The sequence below is a fragment of the Cupriavidus sp. MPR-AND1C genome (assembly GCF_058809705.1).
The window spans coordinates 90,151-107,282 of sequence record NZ_JBXASU010000010.1; the positions used below are offsets into that span (position 1 = coordinate 90,151).

A 17,132-nucleotide genomic window follows, 5' to 3' on the forward strand; every position below is an offset into this window, starting at 1 on the left:
CAGGACAAACCACAGCGCCGCCAAGGACGGCGGCACGCGCAGGGTATGCTCAAGGCTGGCTCCATCACTGCACCAGGCTGATCCCTGGCTTCCCATGCCCCGACTGCTCTTCTTCTGCGGCCATGCCGGCACCGGCAAGACCACCCTGGCCCACCGCCTGATCGGCCCACTGATGCAGGTCACCGGCGAGCCGTTCTGCCTGCTCGACAAGGACACGCTCTACGGCGGATACAGCGCCGCGGCAATGGGCGCGCTGACCGGCGACCCGAACGACCGCGACAGCCCGACCTACCTCAAGTACCTGCGCAATGCGGAATATGATGGCCTGCTGGATACCGCGCGGGAGAACCTCGCCCTGGGCATCAGCGTGATCGTGGTGGGCCCGCTATCGCGCGAGGTGCGCGACCACCTGCTGCACGATCCCGAATGGCTGCGCGTGCCCGCCGGCACCATCGTGCGCACCCTGTGGGTGCACCTGCCGGAGGACGAGGCGCATGCGCGCATCGTCAAGCGCGCCAATCCCAACGATGCCTACAAGCTGGCGCACTGGGACGATTACCGCACCCGGCGCTTCATGCCCGAGCCAGCGCAGTACCCCGAGTTGGCCTACTTCGACAATACGGCGCCGGACGACGCCGCGCTGAACGCGCTGCTGGCCACGCTCGCGGCGTAGCCAGCCGCCGCGATGCTCATTCCGGCGCCGTGGAAACGTCCGGCGCCGTGAGGGCGGCCAGCACGCTGGACGCCGCCACCATGCCGAACACCGCGGTGACCGCCACCGAGGAGCCGAAGCCGGCGCAGGCCAGCCCCTGCGGGCCGGCCGAGGCGCCTGGCGCGGCTTGCGGGGCCTCGTCGATCTCGCAGGACTGCTGCTCGGGCTCCGGATAGCGCAGCGGCTCGTCGGAGAAGACCGCGTCGATGCCGAACTTGCGCTTGGGGTTGCGCGGCCAGCCCCAGTCCTTGCGCAGGGTGGAGCGCACCTTGGCCAGCAGCGGATCCTGCACGGTGCGGGAGAAATCCACCACGCGGATGCGGGTCGGGTCGAGCTGGCCGCCGGCGCCGCCGCAGGTGATGATGCGCCGGCCCACGCGGCGTGCCCAGCCCAGCATGGCGATCTTGACCTTGACCGAGTCGATCGCATCAATGATGTAGTCGTGCCCGTCGAGCAGTTCGACCAGATTCTCCGGGGTCACGAAATCGTCCACCTCGGTCACCCGGCAGCGCGGGTTGATCTGCACCATGCGCTCCGCCATGGCCTGCACCTTGGCGCGGCCATAGGCGTCGCCCAGCGCGTGGATCTGGCGGTTGGTATTGGACACCGCGATATGGTCCAGATCGATCAGCGTGACACGGCCGACCGCGTTGCGCGCCAGCGCCTCGGCTGCCCAGCTGCCCACCCCGCCGATGCCGACCACGCAAACGCTGGCCGCCTCCAGCCGCGCCAGGCCCGCCGCTCCATACAGGCGCGCCACGCCACCGAAGCGCCGGTGGTAGTCGTCATCCTCCGGGCTCTCGTGGGTAAGGGCCGGCGGCAGTTGCGCCAGCTCCGGTTCCGGCTGGGTGGAGGTTGCGGGGACGGAGTTGCTCATTTCTACGCTCGAAGCTGGCTGAATTGGAGGACACTGCGGGGGAAAAGCGCGCGTTGCCGCACCTTGTCAGCCAGGCGCCGACAGGGGAGCGGGGCGCGCAACTATACAATACCCATAGCAGTGGTTCGACCGCCGCATTGTCTCGCAGAGCGCGCACGGCTGCCGGCGCCAACCAGGAAACCGATCCCATGCCCCTGCGCCGCAAGGCCGTTCTCTGGAGTGTACTGACACCGCTGGCGCTGATCGCGGCGCTTGTCGTGATCATTCTGACCTTCGACTGGAATCGCCTCAAGCCGTGGCTGAACCAGAAGGTCACCGAGGCCATCGGCCGGCCCTTTGCCGTCAATGGGGACCTCACCCTGACCTGGCGCAGCGCCGAAGGCGAGACCGGTTGGCACACCTGGGTCCCCTGGCCACGCCTGTCTGCCCGGGACATCACCGTCGGCAACCCGGAATGGGCACAGGAGGCCAACTTTGCCACCGTGCGCGAATTGATCTTCGTGCTACGCCCGCTGCCCCTGCTCTCCCACCAGATCTCGATCACCAGCATTACCGTCGACAGCCCGGCGGTCTGGCTGGAGCGGCTGGCCGACCAGCGCAACAACTGGACCTTCGTCACGCCCACCAGCAAGGCGCCATCGCCATGGCGGCTCGACATCGGCGAGATCTCGCTGGCGCGTGGCGACCTGGCGCTGAACGACCAGGCAATGAAGATTGAGCTGCAGGCGCGCCTGGACACCATCGGCGACGCCGCCCTCTATGACAAGACCCGCGACGGGGCCCTGATCGCGCCCCCGGAATCCGCCACGGTTGGCCAGCCCGGCGGCGCTGGCGCCGCCGGCAACGCCAGCCAGCGCTATGGCCTGCGCTGGAAGGCCACGGGACGCTACAACCAGGCCACCATCAACGCCACCGGCAAGGCCGGCACCGTGCTGAGCCTGCGCGACACCCAGGCCCCCTTCCCGCTGCAGGCCGATGTGCGGGTGGGCAACACCCGCGCGGTCGTGGAGGGCACGCTGACCAACCCCGCCCACCTGGGCGCGCTCGACATGCACCTGCAGCTGTCCGGCGACAATATGGCCAAGCTGTACGCGCTGACCGGCATCGTGCTGCCGAGCACCCCGCCCTACGAGACCCGCGGCCGGCTGGTTGCCACCTTGCGCAAAGGTGCTTCCGTGTACCGGTACGACAAGTTTTCCGGACGCGTCGGTGGCAGCGACCTGAACGGCTCGCTCACCTACACGCAGCGCCAGCCACGCGCCCTGCTGTCGGGCGAACTGGAATCGAAGCAACTGCGTTTCGAGGACCTGGCCCCGCTGATCGGTGCGGACGCCAAGCCCGGGCAGGCGGCATCCGACAGCACAGTGCGCCAGCCCGCCGACAAGGCGCTGCCAGTGGCGCCGTTCCGCACCGAGCGCTGGGACAGCATCGACGCCGACGTGAAGTTCACCGGCAAGCGCATCATCCGCACCGCCGACCTGCCGGTCACCGACCTCGTCACCCACCTCAAGCTCGATGACGGCGTGCTGACGCTGGACCCGCTGAACTTTGGCGTGGCAGGCGGCAACCTGATGTCGTCGCTGCAGCTCAACGGCAAGCGCGAGCCGCTCGCCGCCACCATCGACATGAAAGCGCGCCACCTCCAGCTCAAGCAACTGTTCCCGAAGTTCGAGTCGATGCGCGCCAGCGTGGGTGAGGTCAACGGCAGCGCCAAGCTGAGCGCCACCGGCAACTCGGTGGCGGCCTTGTTGGGCTCGTCCAATGGCGAGGCCAAGCTGCTGGTGGAAAACGGCACGGTCAGCAAGTTCCTGCTCGAGGCGATGGGCCTGAACGTGGGCAGCGTGGTGATCTCCAAGCTGTTCGGTGACAAGCCGGTGCAGATCCATTGCGGCGTCAGCGATTTCAGCTTCACCAACGGCGTGGCGCGCTCGCGCGTCTTCGTCATCGACACCCAGGACGCCCTGATCGACACCAGCGGTGCCATCGACCTTGGCAGCGAGCGGCTAGCGCTCACCGTGCGGCCGGATTCCAAGGGACTGCGCGTCTTCTCGCTGCGCTCGCCGCTCTATGTGGGCGGCACGCTGAAGAAGCCCTCGGTCAGCCCGGACATCGGCGTGCTGGCCTTGCGCGCCGGCGGCGTGGTGGCACTGGCGCTGGTCGCGCCGGTGGCCACGGCAGTCCTGCCCCTGATCGATCTATCGACTGCGCCCGACAGCCAGTGCGGCAAGCTGCTCGCGGAGATTCGCAAGCGCCCGACCGCGCCGCCGCCAGGGCAGGCCTACCGCGACCCGAAGACCGGCAAGACCAGCCGGGCGGCCGGCCCTGCCCCTTCGCCGGACGTGCAGGCCGCGCCGGCCGCCTCGGCACCGGTCAAGCCCGCTGCACCGTCGCGCCCCGGCGCACCCGATCGGCCAGCGCCAGGCAATTCGCTCTATCAGGGCGGCTGACCGGCGGTGCGCCGCCCGGTTGCAGGCCGGGCGCTACCTGTTTGCGACACCTTGCGACACCCCTTCCGCCGTCGACGCAATTACGCAACACTTTGGTGCATTGCAGCGCAAGGCATCGTTGTGCATCGCCCACATTCGGCCGCATAATTAAACGGCCATTTACAACGACGTTTCCAATACATGGCGTGAAGCGGATGTCCGGCTCCGATGCATTTCGAGGCTGGCATCCTTCTCAGGGTGCGGCTTCGGCCGCACTTGTTTTTCCCGATTTTCCCTCCAGCCCCCGCCCCCTGCATGACGCCGCTACATGCCACCGTCCCGCCGATCAGCTGCCTGATCGCACTAACGGTGTGCAACCACGTAGCCTTCAATGCCAGCCGCGTCGTGGTTTCACTGTTTGCCCTCTCGCTCAAAGCGTCGACCGTCACGCTCGGCATCCTGATGTCGCTCTATGCGTTGCTGCCGATGCTGCTGGCGATCCATGCCGGCAAGCGCATCGACGAGATCGGGCCGCGCAAGCCGATGACCGCGGGGTCATTGATGGTGGTCGCGGGCACGCTGCTGCCGGCGGTGTGGCCGGGCATCACGGCGCTCTACCTTTCCTGCGCGCTGATCGGCATCGGCTTCATGCTGGTGCAGGTCGCCATGCAGTTGCTGATCGGGCAGATTTCCACCGATGGCACGCGGCTGCGCAACTACACGCTCCAGGCGCTGGGATTCTCGTTCTCCGGCACGCTGGGCCCGGTGATGATGGGCTATGTGATCGAGCACGCTGGCTACCGCCCGGCATTCTTTGTGCTGGTGGCGGTGGCGGCCGCAGGGCTGGCCGGCCTGTACTTCATGCGCGGGCGGCTGCCGGCGTACGGCGGGCGCGCTGCGCGCGGCGCCATCGTGGACGGCACCCGCAACTCCACATTGGGCTTGCTTGCCCACCCGGAGTTGCGCGCGGTGTTTATCGCCAGCGCGGTCCTGTCGGCGGCGTGGGACCTGCACGCCTTCCTCATTCCCATCCAGGGCACCCGGGTTGGCCTTTCGCCGTCGTCGGTAGGCTGGGTGCTGGGCGCCTTCGCCATTGCCACCTTCGCCATCCGCGTGGCAATGCCGCTGGTGTCGCGCCGGCTCTCGGAGTGGAAGGTGATTCGGGTCGCGCTGCTGGTCGGGGCGGTAGCCTACCTGCTCTACCCCTTCGCGGCCGAGTTCTGGCTGATGTGCTGCCTGGCCTTCGTGCTGGGCCTGGCGCTCGGCAGCGCCCAGCCCAACGTCATGAACATCCTGCACACGGCCTCGCCCACCGGGCGCGCCGGCGAGGCCCTGGGATTGCGCTCGGCCGTGCTCAATACCAGCCAGGTGGTGTGGCCGCTGACCTTTGGCGTAGTCGGCACGGCGCTTGGCATGCTGCCGATTTTCCTGTCGATGGCAGGGGCGATGGGCGTGGCCGGCTATTACTCGCGCGGCCAGGCCCGCAAGCTGCCCCAGCCGCCGGCCTGAGGCGCCCACGGCATCGCGCATGAGTTGCTCAGGCGCAAATGCGGTTCGCTGCGCTTTCGCTATACTCAAATCAAACAGGCCGCTGGCGCCGTGCATGCTTGCCCCGCGCGCGGCCTGCTGACTCGATACCTGATCCGACATGACCCAACTCGCCGACCTCCGCCGCACCTACGTACTCGGATCGCTGTCCGAATCCGACGTGGCGCCCGATCCCATCAGCCAGTTCCAGCGCTGGTTCGATGAAGCCATCCACGCCAAGCTCCCCGAACCCAATGCCATGACGCTGGCCACCGTCGACGCCGACGGCCAGCCCTCGGCACGCATTGTGCTGCTTAAGGCCATGGACACCCAGGGCTTTACGTTCTTCACCAACTACGAAAGCCGCAAGGGCCTGGACCTTGCCGCCAACCCGCGCGCGGCGCTGCTGTTCCACTGGGTGCAGCTGGAGCGCCAGGTGCGCGTGGAAGGACGCGTTGAAAAAGTTACCGATAGCGAGAGCGATGCTTACTACGCGACGCGTCCGCTCGGCTCGCGCCTCGGGGCATGGGCCTCGGAGCAGAGCCGCGAGGTGGCGGACCGCACGGTGCTGGAGCAGCGCGAAGCGGATTTTCGCGCCAAGTTTGGCGATAACCCGCCGCGGCCGGCGCATTGGGGCGGGTATCGGCTGGTGCCGACCCGCATCGAGTACTGGCAGGGACGCCCGTCGCGCCTGCACGACCGGATCGCCTACCGCCTGGCGCCGGACGGCAGCTGGCAAATCGTGCGTCTGTCGCCCTGAGCGTGGAGCCGCCTGCCGCCAAGGCCGCGCACTGCACAAAATTAGGAATTGTCGTAAAGTGAGTCAGGGGCGCTTTCCGGTTTTGTGAGGAAGCGGCCACCAGGAGCAGGCCCCGCCTGCCCTGTGCTGTAGTTCGAGGAGTGTGCCGCAACCATCAGGAGGGAGGCCGCATGTTTTTCAAGCAAGCACTGGACAAGCAACTGGACCACTGGATCGCCGATCTGCGCGACCGGGCCAATCTCCCTGTGAGGCTGCGGCTATGGAACGGCAACGAGTATCCGCTCGGCCGCTTCGATCATCCCGCGGTGACCCTGACCATACGCGAGGTGGGTGCCCTGCCCCTGCTGCTCACGCCCAGCCTCGACAATCTGGGCGAAGCCTATGTCCAGGAAAAGATCGACCTGGACGGCACGCTCAGCGACATCATCGCCGTGGCTTACCGCTTCTCGGCTGCCGCCAGCGCGCAGGCCGGTGGCGCGCTGGCACGGGTAGCCCAGCATTTCGCCCACACCAAGGCGGCGGACAAGGCCTCGATCCAGTATCACTACGACGTATCCAACGCGTTCTACCGGCTCTGGCTGGACCCGGGCATGGTGTACTCCTGCGCCTACTTCGAGCATGGCAATGAAGACCTTGCCACCGCCCAGCGCAAGAAGATCGACCACATCCTGACCAAGATCCGGCTGCAGCCCGGACAGACCTTGCTCGACGTCGGCTGCGGCTGGGGCGCGCTGGTCATCCGCGCGGCGCAGAAGTTCGGCGCGCGCTGCGTGGGCATCACGCTGTCGCAGAACCAGTTCGACCTGGCGACCGAGCGCGTCAGGCAGGCAGGCCTGTCAGACCGCATCGAAATCCGTTTGCAGGATTACCGCGACACGGCCGGCACTTTCGGCCGCATCACCAGCGTCGGCATGTTCGAGCACGTCGGCAAGGACAACCTGCCCGCCTATTTCGGCCGCATGCGGGAGTTGCTCGCCGATGATGGCTTCGCCATGAACCACGGCATCACGTCGCCCGACCCCGACAGCGGCGCCACGCCCATGGACGGCTCCGAGTTCATGGACCGCTACGTATTCCCGCAGGGCGAGCTGCCGCACATCGGCATGGTGCTCAACGCCCTGCAGCGCGGCGGCCTGGAGGCCACCGATGTGGAGTTGATGCGCGGCCACTACCGGCGCACGCTGCAGCATTGGGCGGACAACTTCGAAGCGCAGGGTGATACCATCCGCGCCATGGTGGGCGAGAAGAAATACCGCATCTGGCGTGTCTACCTGGCTGGCTGCGGCCATGCCTTCGATACCGACCAGATGTCGATCTACCAGGTGGTTTGCCACAAGGCCGGCCTCTCGTCGCAGAGCTTGCCCTGGTCGCGCCGCTATATCTACGACAAATCGCTTGACTGAAAATCGGCTTGACTGAAGACCTGTTTGGCGGCCTGCTGGAGCCGCCAGGGGTGGCCGCTGCCGGCAATGCCGCACCACTTGCCGCGGCCACCCCGACCGATGCCGCCGGCGCCAAGCCATCCCGCGGCAAGAGTGTGCTGGCGCCGCCCCCGGACCCTGCCCTGCTCGCGCTGGCCGAACGCCTGCCGGCCGGGCTGCATCTGGGCACATCGTCATGGTCCTATGGCGGCTGGAACGGCCTGGTCTACCAGGGGGAGTACACCGACAGCCTGCTCTCGCGCAAAGGCCTGGCCGCCTACTCGCAGCATCCCTTGCTGCGCGCCGCCGGCATCGACCGCGGGTTCTACGCGCCGATCCCGCTTGCCGATTACCTGGCCTATGCTGCCCAGGTGCCCGCCCACTTCCGCTTCCTGGTCAAGGCGCCTGCCAGCGTTTGCGATCCGTGGCTGCGCACGTCCGAGGGCGCCGGCCGGCTGGCTAACGCCAGCTTCCTTGATGCAGGGATCGCCGCACGCGATTTCGTCGCGCCGGCCACCACGGGCCTCGGCGCCAAGTGCGGGCCTCTGCTGTTCCAGCTTTCCCCGCTAGGCCCGATGGCCACCGACAGCGCCGGCTTCCTGTCGCGGCTCGACGCCTTCCTCGGCGCCCTGCCCGCGCTCGACGCCACCACGACACCGCACGCCTGCTACGCTGTAGAGTTGCGCGATGCCGCCTTGCTCACGCCGCGCTTTATCAAGCTGCTGCGCGCACGCGGCGTGCGTTTCTGCCTGTCCGCGCGCGAGCGCATGCCGCCGGCCGAACGGCAACTGCCGGCACAAGCACTCATGGACGAGGGCGCACCAGGACCGCTGGTGCTGCGGTGGATGTTGCATGCGGGCTTTGCCTACGAGCAAGCCGAGTCCCGCTACGCGCCATTTGACCGGCTGATCGACGAAGACCCGCATACCCGCGCGGTGCTCGCCGAGCAGGTGGTGCGCACACTGCGCGCGGGCCAGCCCGCCTATGTGATCGTCAGCAACAAGGCCGAAGGCTCGGCGCCATTGACTTGCGTGCGGCTGGCCGAGGCCATTGCCGAGCGCCTGGAAGCAAGCTGAGCGCAGGCCCGGCGCATCAGCGATTCAGGTAATGCGCGAACTTCTGCCGGAACTTGGCCAGCTTGGGTGAAATCACAAACGAGCAATAGCCCTGGTTCGGGTGGTTCTGGAAGTAATTCTGGTGGCCTTCCTCCGCGCGCCAGTACGGTTGCGTGGGCTCGACCTGCGTCACCAGCGACGCATCGTAGAGCTTTTGCTCCGTCACTTCCCGCATCACATACTCGGCCATGGCGCGCTGCGGCTCCGTGTTGGTGAAGATCACCGAGCGGTACTGCGTGCCGACATCGTTGCCTTGCCGGTTGAGGGTGGTGGGATCGTGGATGGCAAAGAAGATCTCCAGGATCTCGCGGAACTTGATCACCGTGGGATCGAAGGTCACGCGCACCACTTCGGCGTGCCCGGTGTCGCCGCCGCACACCTGCTCGTAAGTCGGATGGCTTACGTGGCCGCCGGTATAGCCCGACTCCACGGCCCGTACGCCCTTGACTTGCTGGTACACCGCTTCCAGGCACCAGAAGCAACCGCCGCCCAGCGTGGCAATCTCATGCTCGTTGTCCATCTTGATCTCTCCGGCTCATGACAATAGGTAGCATACTCGTTCGCCACCCGTCACGCCGCCGCAGACTGCAATGTGCAATGAACGCCGCGCCTAACGGTTCGGCAAAGCGACCGGCCAGATCGGCGCGGCGCCGCCCCGCGAAACTTCAATGAGGCGCCGATAAGAGCGAACTGGTAGACGCGCTCGCGCGACAAGGCATCCAGGTTCACCAGCTCGATGATCGGTGCGCCCTGCTGCGCCAGCAAATAGGTATGGACCGTGATGCAGTTGCCGGGCAGCGAGCCGGTCAGGGTGCTGCCGGAGCATGCGCTGGCCGGCCGGAGCATCTATACGCTCTATGCCAGCCACCGGCACCTGCAACGGAAGGTGGGCGCGTTCGTGGCGTTCCTGGCCGGGGTTCTACAAGGCCAGCCGGACGCTAGCGCAACGACGCCGCCACCATCGCCCGCAACTGGGGCTTGAGCACCTTGCCAAGCGCGCTCCTGGGCAGGCTGTCCACCAGCACCACCCGCTGCGGCAGCTTGAACCGCGCAATCGACAGCGCCAGCGTTTCACGCAGCGCCTCTGGCGCCAGCGCGGCGCGGTCCGCGCCGGCGGCTGCCACCACGACTGCAACCGGCACCTCGCCCCAGCGCGCGTCCGGCAGCCCCACCACCGCGCAATCCAGCACGCCGGGCAGGCCCAGCAGCGCGTTCTCGATCTCGGCCGGATAGATGTTCTCCCCGCCCGAGATGATCATGTCCTTGCTGCGGCCGACCACCTCGATGCAACCATCGGCATTGCGATGCGCAAGGTCACCCGAGCGAAACCAGCCCTCGCGGAAATCCGGATGCTCCGGCTGCCGCCAGTAACCCTGCATCAGGTTGGCGCCCGCGAGCCAGAGTTCGCCCACGTCGCCGTCGGCGACCGCAATGCCTTGCGCATCGGCTAGCCGCACCTGCACCTCCGGCTGGGGCCAGCCGGCATAGCCGGGCCGGGCCTTGGCCTGGTCCAGCCGCAGCACGACCGATACGGGACCGGTCTCGGTAGCGCCGTAGACCTGCCCGAGCGCGACGCCGCGCGCATGGAAGGCATCGATATACGCGCGGGGAATCGGCGAGGAGCCAGCCATCACGCCGCGCAGCGAAGAGAGGTCCGCGCCTGGCCAGCCGGGATGTTCCAGCACCGCGCGCAGCGTGGCTGGCACCATCAGCGACAGCGTGGGCTGCGCCTGCGCGCACGCATCGAGCCAGGCATCCGGCGCGAAACGCTGGTGCAACGTCACCTGCGCCCCGGCCAGCAATGCCGGCAGCGTCTGGATGCACAAGCCGCCCACATGGAACAGCGGCAGCACGGACAAGACATGGTCGTCCCGCGTCATGCCGTGCGCCCACCAGCTCGCGCGCGCGTTGGCCAGCAAGCCGGCCTGCGTGTGCAGCGCGCCCTTGGGATGGCCAGTGGAGCCGGAGGTGTAGACCAGCAGCAGCGGCGCCTCGCCGGGCGGCTGCGATGGCCTCGGCAGGGGGGTGTCCAGCGGCGCCGGCCGGTCGATCAGGCTATCGATCGGCGCCCGCGCGGCAGGCTCCGGCAGGGCGGCAGCCACCGCCGCCGCAGCCTGCGCGTGCGGCGCATCGTGGAACAGCACGCGGATGCCCGCATGCGCGGCGATGGCGCTCAGCTCCGGCACGGCCAGCCGGAAGTTCAGCGGCACGAAGATGGCCCCGAGCCTTGCGCACGCGAACAGGATGGCGAGCTGCAGATCGTGGTTCAGGCACAGCGTGCCCACGCGATCGCCCGGCTGCACGCCCCAGGTGCCGGCCAGGTGCGCGCAGACGCGTTCCACGCGGCGCCACAGCTTGCCGTAGTCGATGGTATAGCCAAGGCTATGCAGCGCTGGGCGCAGGGGCGCGGCGCTGACATGCGCATGCAGCGTGCGCAGCAGCGCCCCCGGCTCCGGCGTGCCAGCGAACAGCCGGTTGGCGCGCTCGCTCATTCGTCGCGCTCGCCCGACTCGTACAGGGTCTCGCGCCCCATGCGGTCCAGGATCAGCTCGGCGGTCCAGGGCAGCATCAGCGCGCCGCAGCGCGAATCGCGATAGAGCCGCTCCAGCGGCAGGTCCTTTAGCATGGACTGGCCGCCGCAGGTGCGGATCGCCAGCCGGGCGATATCGTTGGCGCCTTCCATCACGCTGTAGTGCGCGGCGTACAGCCGCATGCGCGCATCCTTCCCCGGGCTGGCGCAGGCTTCATGAATCACGCGCCAGAAGATCGAGCGCATGTTCTCCAGCTGGATGCGCATCTGCGCCACCGCGATCTGCTTGGTGGGATACATGCGGCGCTTCACCGGCGGCTGGCCCGGCACTTCGCCGCGCAGGTACTGCACGGTGAAGTCGTATGCGGCCTGCGCCACGCCGAGATAGGTCGGCGAGAGCGTGAAGAACATGGCTGGCCAGGTCTGCGCCGCCTTGTAATAGACGCCACGCGGCATCAGCTGCTCCTGGTCGGCGACGAACACGTCCTTGAGCAGCAGCGTGCGCGACACGGTGCCGCGCATGCCCATCGGGTCCCACTCGCCGGTCACGGTGAGGCCTTCGGCCTTGCCCGGCACCGCGATGTAGAGCGTGTCGCGCATATCGGGCGAATGGTCCGCGCACTCCTCCGTGCAGAGGATGCCGTAGTAGTCCGCGGCGCCCGACAGCGATGCAAAGATCTTGCGGCCATTGAGCACCCAGCCGCCTTCGACCTTGCGCGCGCTGGTGCCGAAGGGCGCGCGCCCGGCGGCGGCGGCCGAGCCCTCCGAGAAGGGCTGAGCGTAGATTGCGCCGTCCTTCACCACGCGCGCAAAGTGCAACTCGCGCCGGGCCTCGTGCTCGGCGCGCTGCTCGGGCGTCATGGCGATGCCGTCGGCCAGCATGCCGGTCCACATGGTGGAGCAGATGTGCATGTTGTAGGTCAGCGCGGTGGCGCCGCAGAAGCGGCCGATCTCCGCGCCCACCATGCAATACGTGGCGAAGTCCGCGCCCTCTCCCCCGAACTCGCGCGGCACGCACAAGGCCAGCAGGCCGGCCTCGCGCAAATCGTCATAGTTGGCAAAGGGGAAGCTGGCCTCGCGGTCCCACTGCGCCGCGCGCGGGGCAAAGCGCTCGCGGCCGAGCCGGTTGGCGAGCGTCAGCAGGCGCTCCTGCGCCTCGGTGAAATCGGCACTGCCGACAGCGGGGATGAAGTCCAGTGGCATGATCGTGTCTCCCGGGCATCGGCCACGCGCGTGGCGATGCCGCGATGTTCTTGTGGATTCAGTGCAGCGGGAAATGCCGCCCCAGGAAGCCGAGCACGGCGGCATTGAAATCCGCCGGGCATTCCATGCAAGCCAGGTGGCCCACCGCGGGCAGGCACAGGTACTCGGCGCCGGTGATCTTCTGCGCCATGCGCTCCATCACGGCGGGCGCGGCATTGGCGTCGTGCTCGCCGGCCAGCACCAGCACCGGCACGGTGATGCGCGCCAGCACTTCGCGCCGGTCAAAGCGCACCAGCGCCTGCAGGGCGGCGCGATAGGTGTCGGGCGGCACGGCCGCCATCACGCTGGCGGCGAACGCCACCGCGCGAGGCTCGGCCTGCGGCGCGACCATGGCGCGCACCAGCCCGTTGGCCATCTCCGCCATGGTCTTGCCGGCGTCGAGCGGCGCCGTGCGCGCGGCCACGAAATCGCGTTGCCACTGGCCATCGGCCTTGCCGAATGCCGGCGACGTTCCGGACAGCACCATGCCGTCGATCAGTCCGGGCATGGCTGCGTAAGCTTCCTGCGCGACCATGCCGCCCATGCTGTGGCCTAGCAGCACCACGCGCCGGCCCGCATCGCGCTCGGCCTTCAGCAGCGGCTGCAAGGCTTGCGCCAGCCCGGCGAAATCACAGGGATCGATCATGGCGCTGTCGCCGTAGCCAGGCATGTCCCATGCCACCGCGCGATAGCCCGCTTGCACCAGTGCAGCGATCTGCGCCGGCCACGCGGCCTTGCCGCCGCCGATGCCATGCAACATCACGACGGACACGGGGCCGGCGCCCTGCGCGATGGTGGAGATGCCATTGGCATGTGTCTGGGGTTGGGGTTGGGTCGTGCCAGGATTCACGTTCTCGTTCATGCGCTTGCCTTGTTGTTTGAATGGGCCGCTTCGGGCGTGGCCGGACCGACGAGCCGGCCCTCGTCCACCTCGCCCACGCCGTCGAGCGTGATCGTGCAGTTGCGCAGCGGCAGGTCGAAGTGGCCCAGCGTGTGGCGCCCGGCAACCTCGTTGGCGCCGGTGGAGTAGAGGAAGTTGCCGGCAAAGGCGCGCAGCTCCGTGCCATTGCAGTCGCGCTTGTCGTAGAACGTCATCGCATCCCAGCGGGCCTGAGGGTTCAAACCCCAGCCCACGTGCGAAACCGCGTAGGCGTCGCGCGTGCCTTCGCGGTCGGCCCACGCCGCGTAGTAGCCGCGCATCATGTCGGCGTCCATGCCCTGCCCTTCGATGCCGACCATGTAGTCATCCTCGATATGGCAGACGATGGTGTCGCGCAGGTAGGTCTTGAAGGTCAGGTTGACGTCGCCCGGTGCGAGCACCAGCGTGCCGTTGACCTGCCCGCCGGCGGGAAAGGCCAGGCACAGGCCGCCCGGCCAGTGCGCGACCTGGCCCGGCTTGTTGCAGTAGCCCCAGACGCCGCCGACGCGCGCGCTTGCAAGCCCGACGCGCAACTCGGTGCCGGCGGCCGAATGCACGCGCATCTCGCCTGCGCCCCGCAACCGTTTCATGGCCGCTCGCACGCTGCTCTCCAGCGTTGGATCGGGCAGGCAGCGCTCCAGGATCTCGGGATGTTCGTTGCTGACCATCAGCAGGCGCGGCACGATGCCGTCGGCGCCTTTGAGGATCTGCGGGAGTTCGGGCGCATGCAGCAGGCCCTCCACGGTGCAATCGATTACCAGGTGGCAGCGCTGCAAGGCGGCCACCACCGGGGCGAGTTGCTGCAAGGCATCGCTGGCGCCGGTGGAACGCACTGGCGCGGGCGCGGAAAGTGCCGTGGACGGCACCCGGATGCGCACGGGCGTGGCGCCCAGCGATTGCACCGCCAGTTCCGCCAACTCCACATTGACGCGTCGGGATTGGGACTCCGTTACAATCCCAACCACTTCCTGGGCGGACAGGGCGCACAGTTCAAGGGTGCGTCGAAAAGCCGCCAGCCAGCGGTGCTCGATTTGCTCGATGAGCATAGGTCTCCTCCTGGTGCGATCTGCTGCGATCCTGGCAGGGTCCCGGGGGAATGGCTTTGGTGCGCCAGCCCACCGATGCCTCCCGCCGGACGCATTAGCTTTGTGCTTGTGATTCTTGTCGCTGGCGCAAATAATATATGAAATTTCATGGATCCCAGTGGAGCCCGCACTATGGGCATGCCTGAGGCCACGCCAAGCATCATCGGCAAGGCCGCTTCTCCCGATTTCGATACGCTGCATTTCCGGCGCACGCTGTCCCAGTTCGCCACCGGCGTAACGGTGATCACTACCCGCGCGGGCCTTGGCTCGCCGCCGGGCGCGCCGTTCGTGGGCATTACCGCCAGCTCGTTCAACTCGGTCTCGCTCGATCCGCCGCTGGTGCTATGGAGCATGGCCACGCGCGCCAACAGCCTGCCGATGTTCCGCGACGGCTCGCACTACATCATCAATGTGCTGTCGGCCTCGCAACTGGACCTGTGCCAGCGCTTCGCCACGCTCAAGGGCGACCGCTTCGCGGGTGTCGACTACCGCCTGTCCGAGAACGGCCTGCCGATCCTGGCCAACGCGCTGGCCTGGTTCGAATGCCATAACCGCAGCCGCTACGACGAGGGCGACCACGTCATCTTCGTGGGCGAGGTGGAGCGCTGCGGCGTGCACGACAACGCGGGCAACCCGCTGGTGTTCCACGACGGCCGCTTTGCCACCACCGATCCGCTGACGGACTGAAGTCCGGGCGCAGCACATGAAGGATTCGCCCAAGCCGGCCCCGGCGGCCCCAGACGCTTTTGTCGATGGCTACCTGCCTTATCTGCTGGCGCGGGCCAGCCACCTTGTGTCGGGCGAGTTCCACCGGCAGGTCGAGGCAGCCGGGCTCTCCGTGCCCGAATGGCGCGTGCTGGCCACGCTGGCCGACCGGCCAGACTGCACCATCGGCGCGCTGGCCGATATCACGCTCACCAAGCAGCCCACCCTGACCAAGCTGATCGACCGCATGGCCGCCGACGGCCTCGTCACGCGGCGCAACGGTGCCCTGGACCGCCGCCATGCGCTGGTATCGATCACCGCGCGCGGGCGCGCCCGCGCCCGCGCCCTGCTCGACCAGGCCGCCGCGCACGAGCAACAAGTGCTGGATGACTTTGGCGTCGCGCAGGGCAACCAGCTCAAGGACACCTTGCGCCGCCTGATCGCGCTGCACGCGCCGCGCTGAGCGCCGGTAGCCCTCAGGGCCGCGGCTCGCCCTTGACGACCGCCAGCGGCGAGCCATCCGTCTTGATCCTTTGCAGCACGATGTTCGAGCGGATATCCATCACGCCCGGCGTGCGGTAGAGCCGGTTCACGATGAAATCCGAGTAGTGCTTGAGGTTGCGCGCCTGCACAGTCAGGATGTAATTGCTGTCGCCGGTGATGATGTAGGCCGACACCACTTCAGGCCAGGATTGCACCGCCGCGTTGAAGGTATCGTGCCAGCCCTCGGTTTCGGGACGCATCGACACCTGCACGATCGCCTCCAGTTCCAGGCCGAGCCGCTCGGCGTCGAACCACGCCCGGTAGCCGCCGATCACACCATCCTCCTCCAGCAAGCGCACCCGCCGCAGGCAGGCCGAAGGCGACAGCGCCACGCGGTCGGCCAGGTCCTGGTTGCTGATGCGCCCGTTCTCCTGGAGGCAGGTCAGGATGCGCAAATCGATGGGATCCAGGTTCATTTCGCAGATTCTTCCATGATTCTCTTCATAAATGAAATTCTATGCGAAAACCACTGGAATCCACTGGCCATTTCGCAAGCCTCTTGTCCGTAATATTGACTATCATGCCGTCATCCGCTTCATAAAGAGCCTTGGAACGCCGCTCCCAGGCGTCAGCCCCCGATGACGAACCGCCCCACCCCCGATACCAACGATAGGCCGCGCCAGCTCTGGGACATCAGTCCCGCGCTCTCGCCCGACACGCCGGTGTGGCCGGGCGACACGCCGTTCCAGCTCGAGCGCAACTGGCAGATCGACGCCCACTGCCCCGTCAATGTCGGGCGCATCACCTTGTCGCCCCACACCGGCGCCCACGCCGATGCGCCGCTGCACTACGCCGCCGACGGCGCGCCCATCGGCGAGGTGGACCTGGCGCACTACCTCGGCCCGTGCCGGGTGATCCATTGCATCGGCGTGGCCCCGCTGGTCGAGCCCCGCCACATCGGGCATGCGCTGGCAGGCGCACCGCCGCGTGTGCTGCTGCGCACTTACCAGCAAGCGCCGCTGGCAAAGTGGGACCCGGACTTCTGCGCGGTCGCGCCGGAAACCATCGCGTTGCTCGCAGAGCACGGCGTGATGCTGGTCGGCATCGACACGCCCTCGCTGGACCCGCAGGAATCCAAGACCATGGCCGCGCACAACATGGTGCGCCGGCATCGCCTGGCCATCCTCGAAGGCCTGGTGCTCGACGCCGTGGCCGAGGCCGACTACGAACTGATTGCCCTGCCCCTGCGCTTTGCCGGACTCGATGCAAGCCCGGTGCGCGCCGTGCTGCGCAGCCTGGCCTGAACGATCGCACTGAACGACCCGAACCC

At 67.7% G+C, this 17,132-nt stretch carries 17 protein-coding genes; 9 read left to right on the forward strand and 8 right to left on the reverse strand.

Going from position 1 to position 17,132, the window contains the following annotated elements; all coding sequences use genetic code 11:
* The first annotated feature begins 94 nt into the window (after nucleotides 1–94).
* Entirely contained in the window at nucleotides 95–673 is a 579-nt protein-coding gene (locus AC1RWI_RS08745; protein WP_492865777.1) for a P-loop nucleotide/nucleoside kinase family protein, read from the forward strand.
* 16 nt (nucleotides 674–689) lie between these two features.
* Here the strand turns inward: AC1RWI_RS08745 and tcdA are convergent, their stop codons facing one another.
* Entirely contained in the window at nucleotides 690–1,589 is a 900-nt protein-coding gene (tcdA, locus tag AC1RWI_RS08750; RefSeq protein WP_236701918.1) for a tRNA cyclic N6-threonylcarbamoyladenosine(37) synthase TcdA, read from the reverse strand.
* A 188-nt stretch (nucleotides 1,590–1,777) separates the two neighbouring features.
* Between tcdA and AC1RWI_RS08755 the strand changes: the two genes are divergently transcribed.
* The 5 genes from AC1RWI_RS08755 to AC1RWI_RS08775 all read left to right on the forward strand — a co-directional run bounded on the left by AC1RWI_RS08755 (nucleotide 1,778) and on the right by AC1RWI_RS08775 (nucleotide 8,799).
* Entirely contained in the window at nucleotides 1,778–4,036 is a 2,259-nt protein-coding gene (locus AC1RWI_RS08755; protein ID WP_492865779.1) for an AsmA family protein, read from the forward strand.
* A gap of 294 nt (nucleotides 4,037–4,330) precedes the next feature.
* Nucleotides 4,331–5,524, forward strand: coding sequence for an MFS transporter (locus AC1RWI_RS08760; protein WP_492865781.1), 1,194 nt, complete (start codon nucleotides 4,331–4,333; stop codon nucleotides 5,522–5,524).
* Nucleotides 5,525–5,663: 139 nt separating this feature from the next.
* Nucleotides 5,664–6,302, forward strand: coding sequence for a pyridoxamine 5'-phosphate oxidase (pdxH, locus tag AC1RWI_RS08765; protein ID WP_043348454.1), 639 nt, complete (start codon nucleotides 5,664–5,666; stop codon nucleotides 6,300–6,302).
* Between the two features lie 170 nt (nucleotides 6,303–6,472).
* Entirely contained in the window at nucleotides 6,473–7,705 is a 1,233-nt protein-coding gene (locus AC1RWI_RS08770; RefSeq protein WP_492865783.1) for a class I SAM-dependent methyltransferase, read from the forward strand.
* A gap of 8 nt (nucleotides 7,706–7,713) precedes the next feature.
* Nucleotides 7,714–8,799, forward strand: a complete 1,086-nt coding sequence (locus tag AC1RWI_RS08775; protein WP_492865785.1) for a DUF72 domain-containing protein — start codon at nucleotides 7,714–7,716, stop codon at nucleotides 8,797–8,799.
* 16 nt (nucleotides 8,800–8,815) lie between these two features.
* On the opposite strand, the gene msrA is transcribed toward AC1RWI_RS08775, so the two are convergent.
* The 6 genes from msrA to AC1RWI_RS08805 form a co-directional block, all read right to left on the reverse strand.
* A complete protein-coding gene (gene msrA / locus AC1RWI_RS08780; protein ID WP_492865787.1) occupies nucleotides 8,816–9,358 on the reverse strand; it encodes a peptide-methionine (S)-S-oxide reductase MsrA in 543 nt (180 codons plus the stop codon).
* A 50-nt stretch (nucleotides 9,359–9,408) separates the two neighbouring features.
* Nucleotides 9,409–9,684, reverse strand: a complete 276-nt coding sequence (locus tag AC1RWI_RS08785) for a hypothetical protein (RefSeq protein WP_043348464.1) — start codon at nucleotides 9,682–9,684, stop codon at nucleotides 9,409–9,411.
* A 92-nt stretch (nucleotides 9,685–9,776) separates the two neighbouring features.
* Nucleotides 9,777–11,330, reverse strand: a complete 1,554-nt coding sequence (locus AC1RWI_RS08790; protein ID WP_043348468.1) for a class I adenylate-forming enzyme family protein — start codon at nucleotides 11,328–11,330, stop codon at nucleotides 9,777–9,779.
* Nucleotides 11,327–12,571 (reverse strand): acyl-CoA dehydrogenase family protein, encoded by a 1,245-nt coding sequence (locus tag AC1RWI_RS08795; protein WP_150984131.1) that lies wholly within the window; start codon nucleotides 12,569–12,571, stop codon nucleotides 11,327–11,329. Before AC1RWI_RS08795 ends, AC1RWI_RS08790 begins: the two co-directional genes overlap by 4 nt.
* 58 nt (nucleotides 12,572–12,629) lie before the next feature.
* On the reverse strand, nucleotides 12,630–13,472 hold the full coding sequence (locus AC1RWI_RS08800) for an alpha/beta fold hydrolase (protein WP_052494646.1): 843 nt from the start codon (nucleotides 13,470–13,472) through the stop codon (nucleotides 12,630–12,632).
* Nucleotides 13,469–14,575, reverse strand: a complete 1,107-nt coding sequence (locus AC1RWI_RS08805) for a 2,5-dihydroxypyridine 5,6-dioxygenase NicX family protein (RefSeq protein ID WP_492865790.1) — start codon at nucleotides 14,573–14,575, stop codon at nucleotides 13,469–13,471. Before AC1RWI_RS08805 ends, AC1RWI_RS08800 begins: the two co-directional genes overlap by 4 nt.
* A gap of 171 nt (nucleotides 14,576–14,746) precedes the next feature.
* On the opposite strand from AC1RWI_RS08805, the gene AC1RWI_RS08810 reads away from it, so the two are divergent.
* Both AC1RWI_RS08810 and AC1RWI_RS08815 read left to right on the forward strand, forming a co-directional pair.
* A complete protein-coding gene (locus tag AC1RWI_RS08810; RefSeq protein WP_043348476.1) occupies nucleotides 14,747–15,301 on the forward strand; it encodes a flavin reductase family protein in 555 nt (184 codons plus the stop codon).
* A 16-nt stretch (nucleotides 15,302–15,317) separates the two neighbouring features.
* Nucleotides 15,318–15,782, forward strand: coding sequence for a MarR family winged helix-turn-helix transcriptional regulator (locus tag AC1RWI_RS08815; protein ID WP_043348480.1), 465 nt, complete (start codon nucleotides 15,318–15,320; stop codon nucleotides 15,780–15,782).
* A gap of 13 nt (nucleotides 15,783–15,795) precedes the next feature.
* Here the strand turns inward: AC1RWI_RS08815 and AC1RWI_RS08820 are convergent, their stop codons facing one another.
* On the reverse strand, nucleotides 15,796–16,278 hold the full coding sequence (locus AC1RWI_RS08820) for an Lrp/AsnC family transcriptional regulator (protein WP_043348484.1): 483 nt from the start codon (nucleotides 16,276–16,278) through the stop codon (nucleotides 15,796–15,798).
* A 162-nt stretch (nucleotides 16,279–16,440) separates the two neighbouring features.
* Between AC1RWI_RS08820 and kynB the strand changes: the two genes are divergently transcribed.
* Nucleotides 16,441–17,106 carry an arylformamidase gene (gene kynB / locus AC1RWI_RS08825; protein WP_043348488.1) on the forward strand — a complete coding sequence of 222 codons (666 nt, stop codon included), beginning with the start codon at nucleotides 16,441–16,443 and terminating at the stop codon, nucleotides 17,104–17,106.
* Nucleotides 17,107–17,132 lie beyond the last annotated feature (26 nt).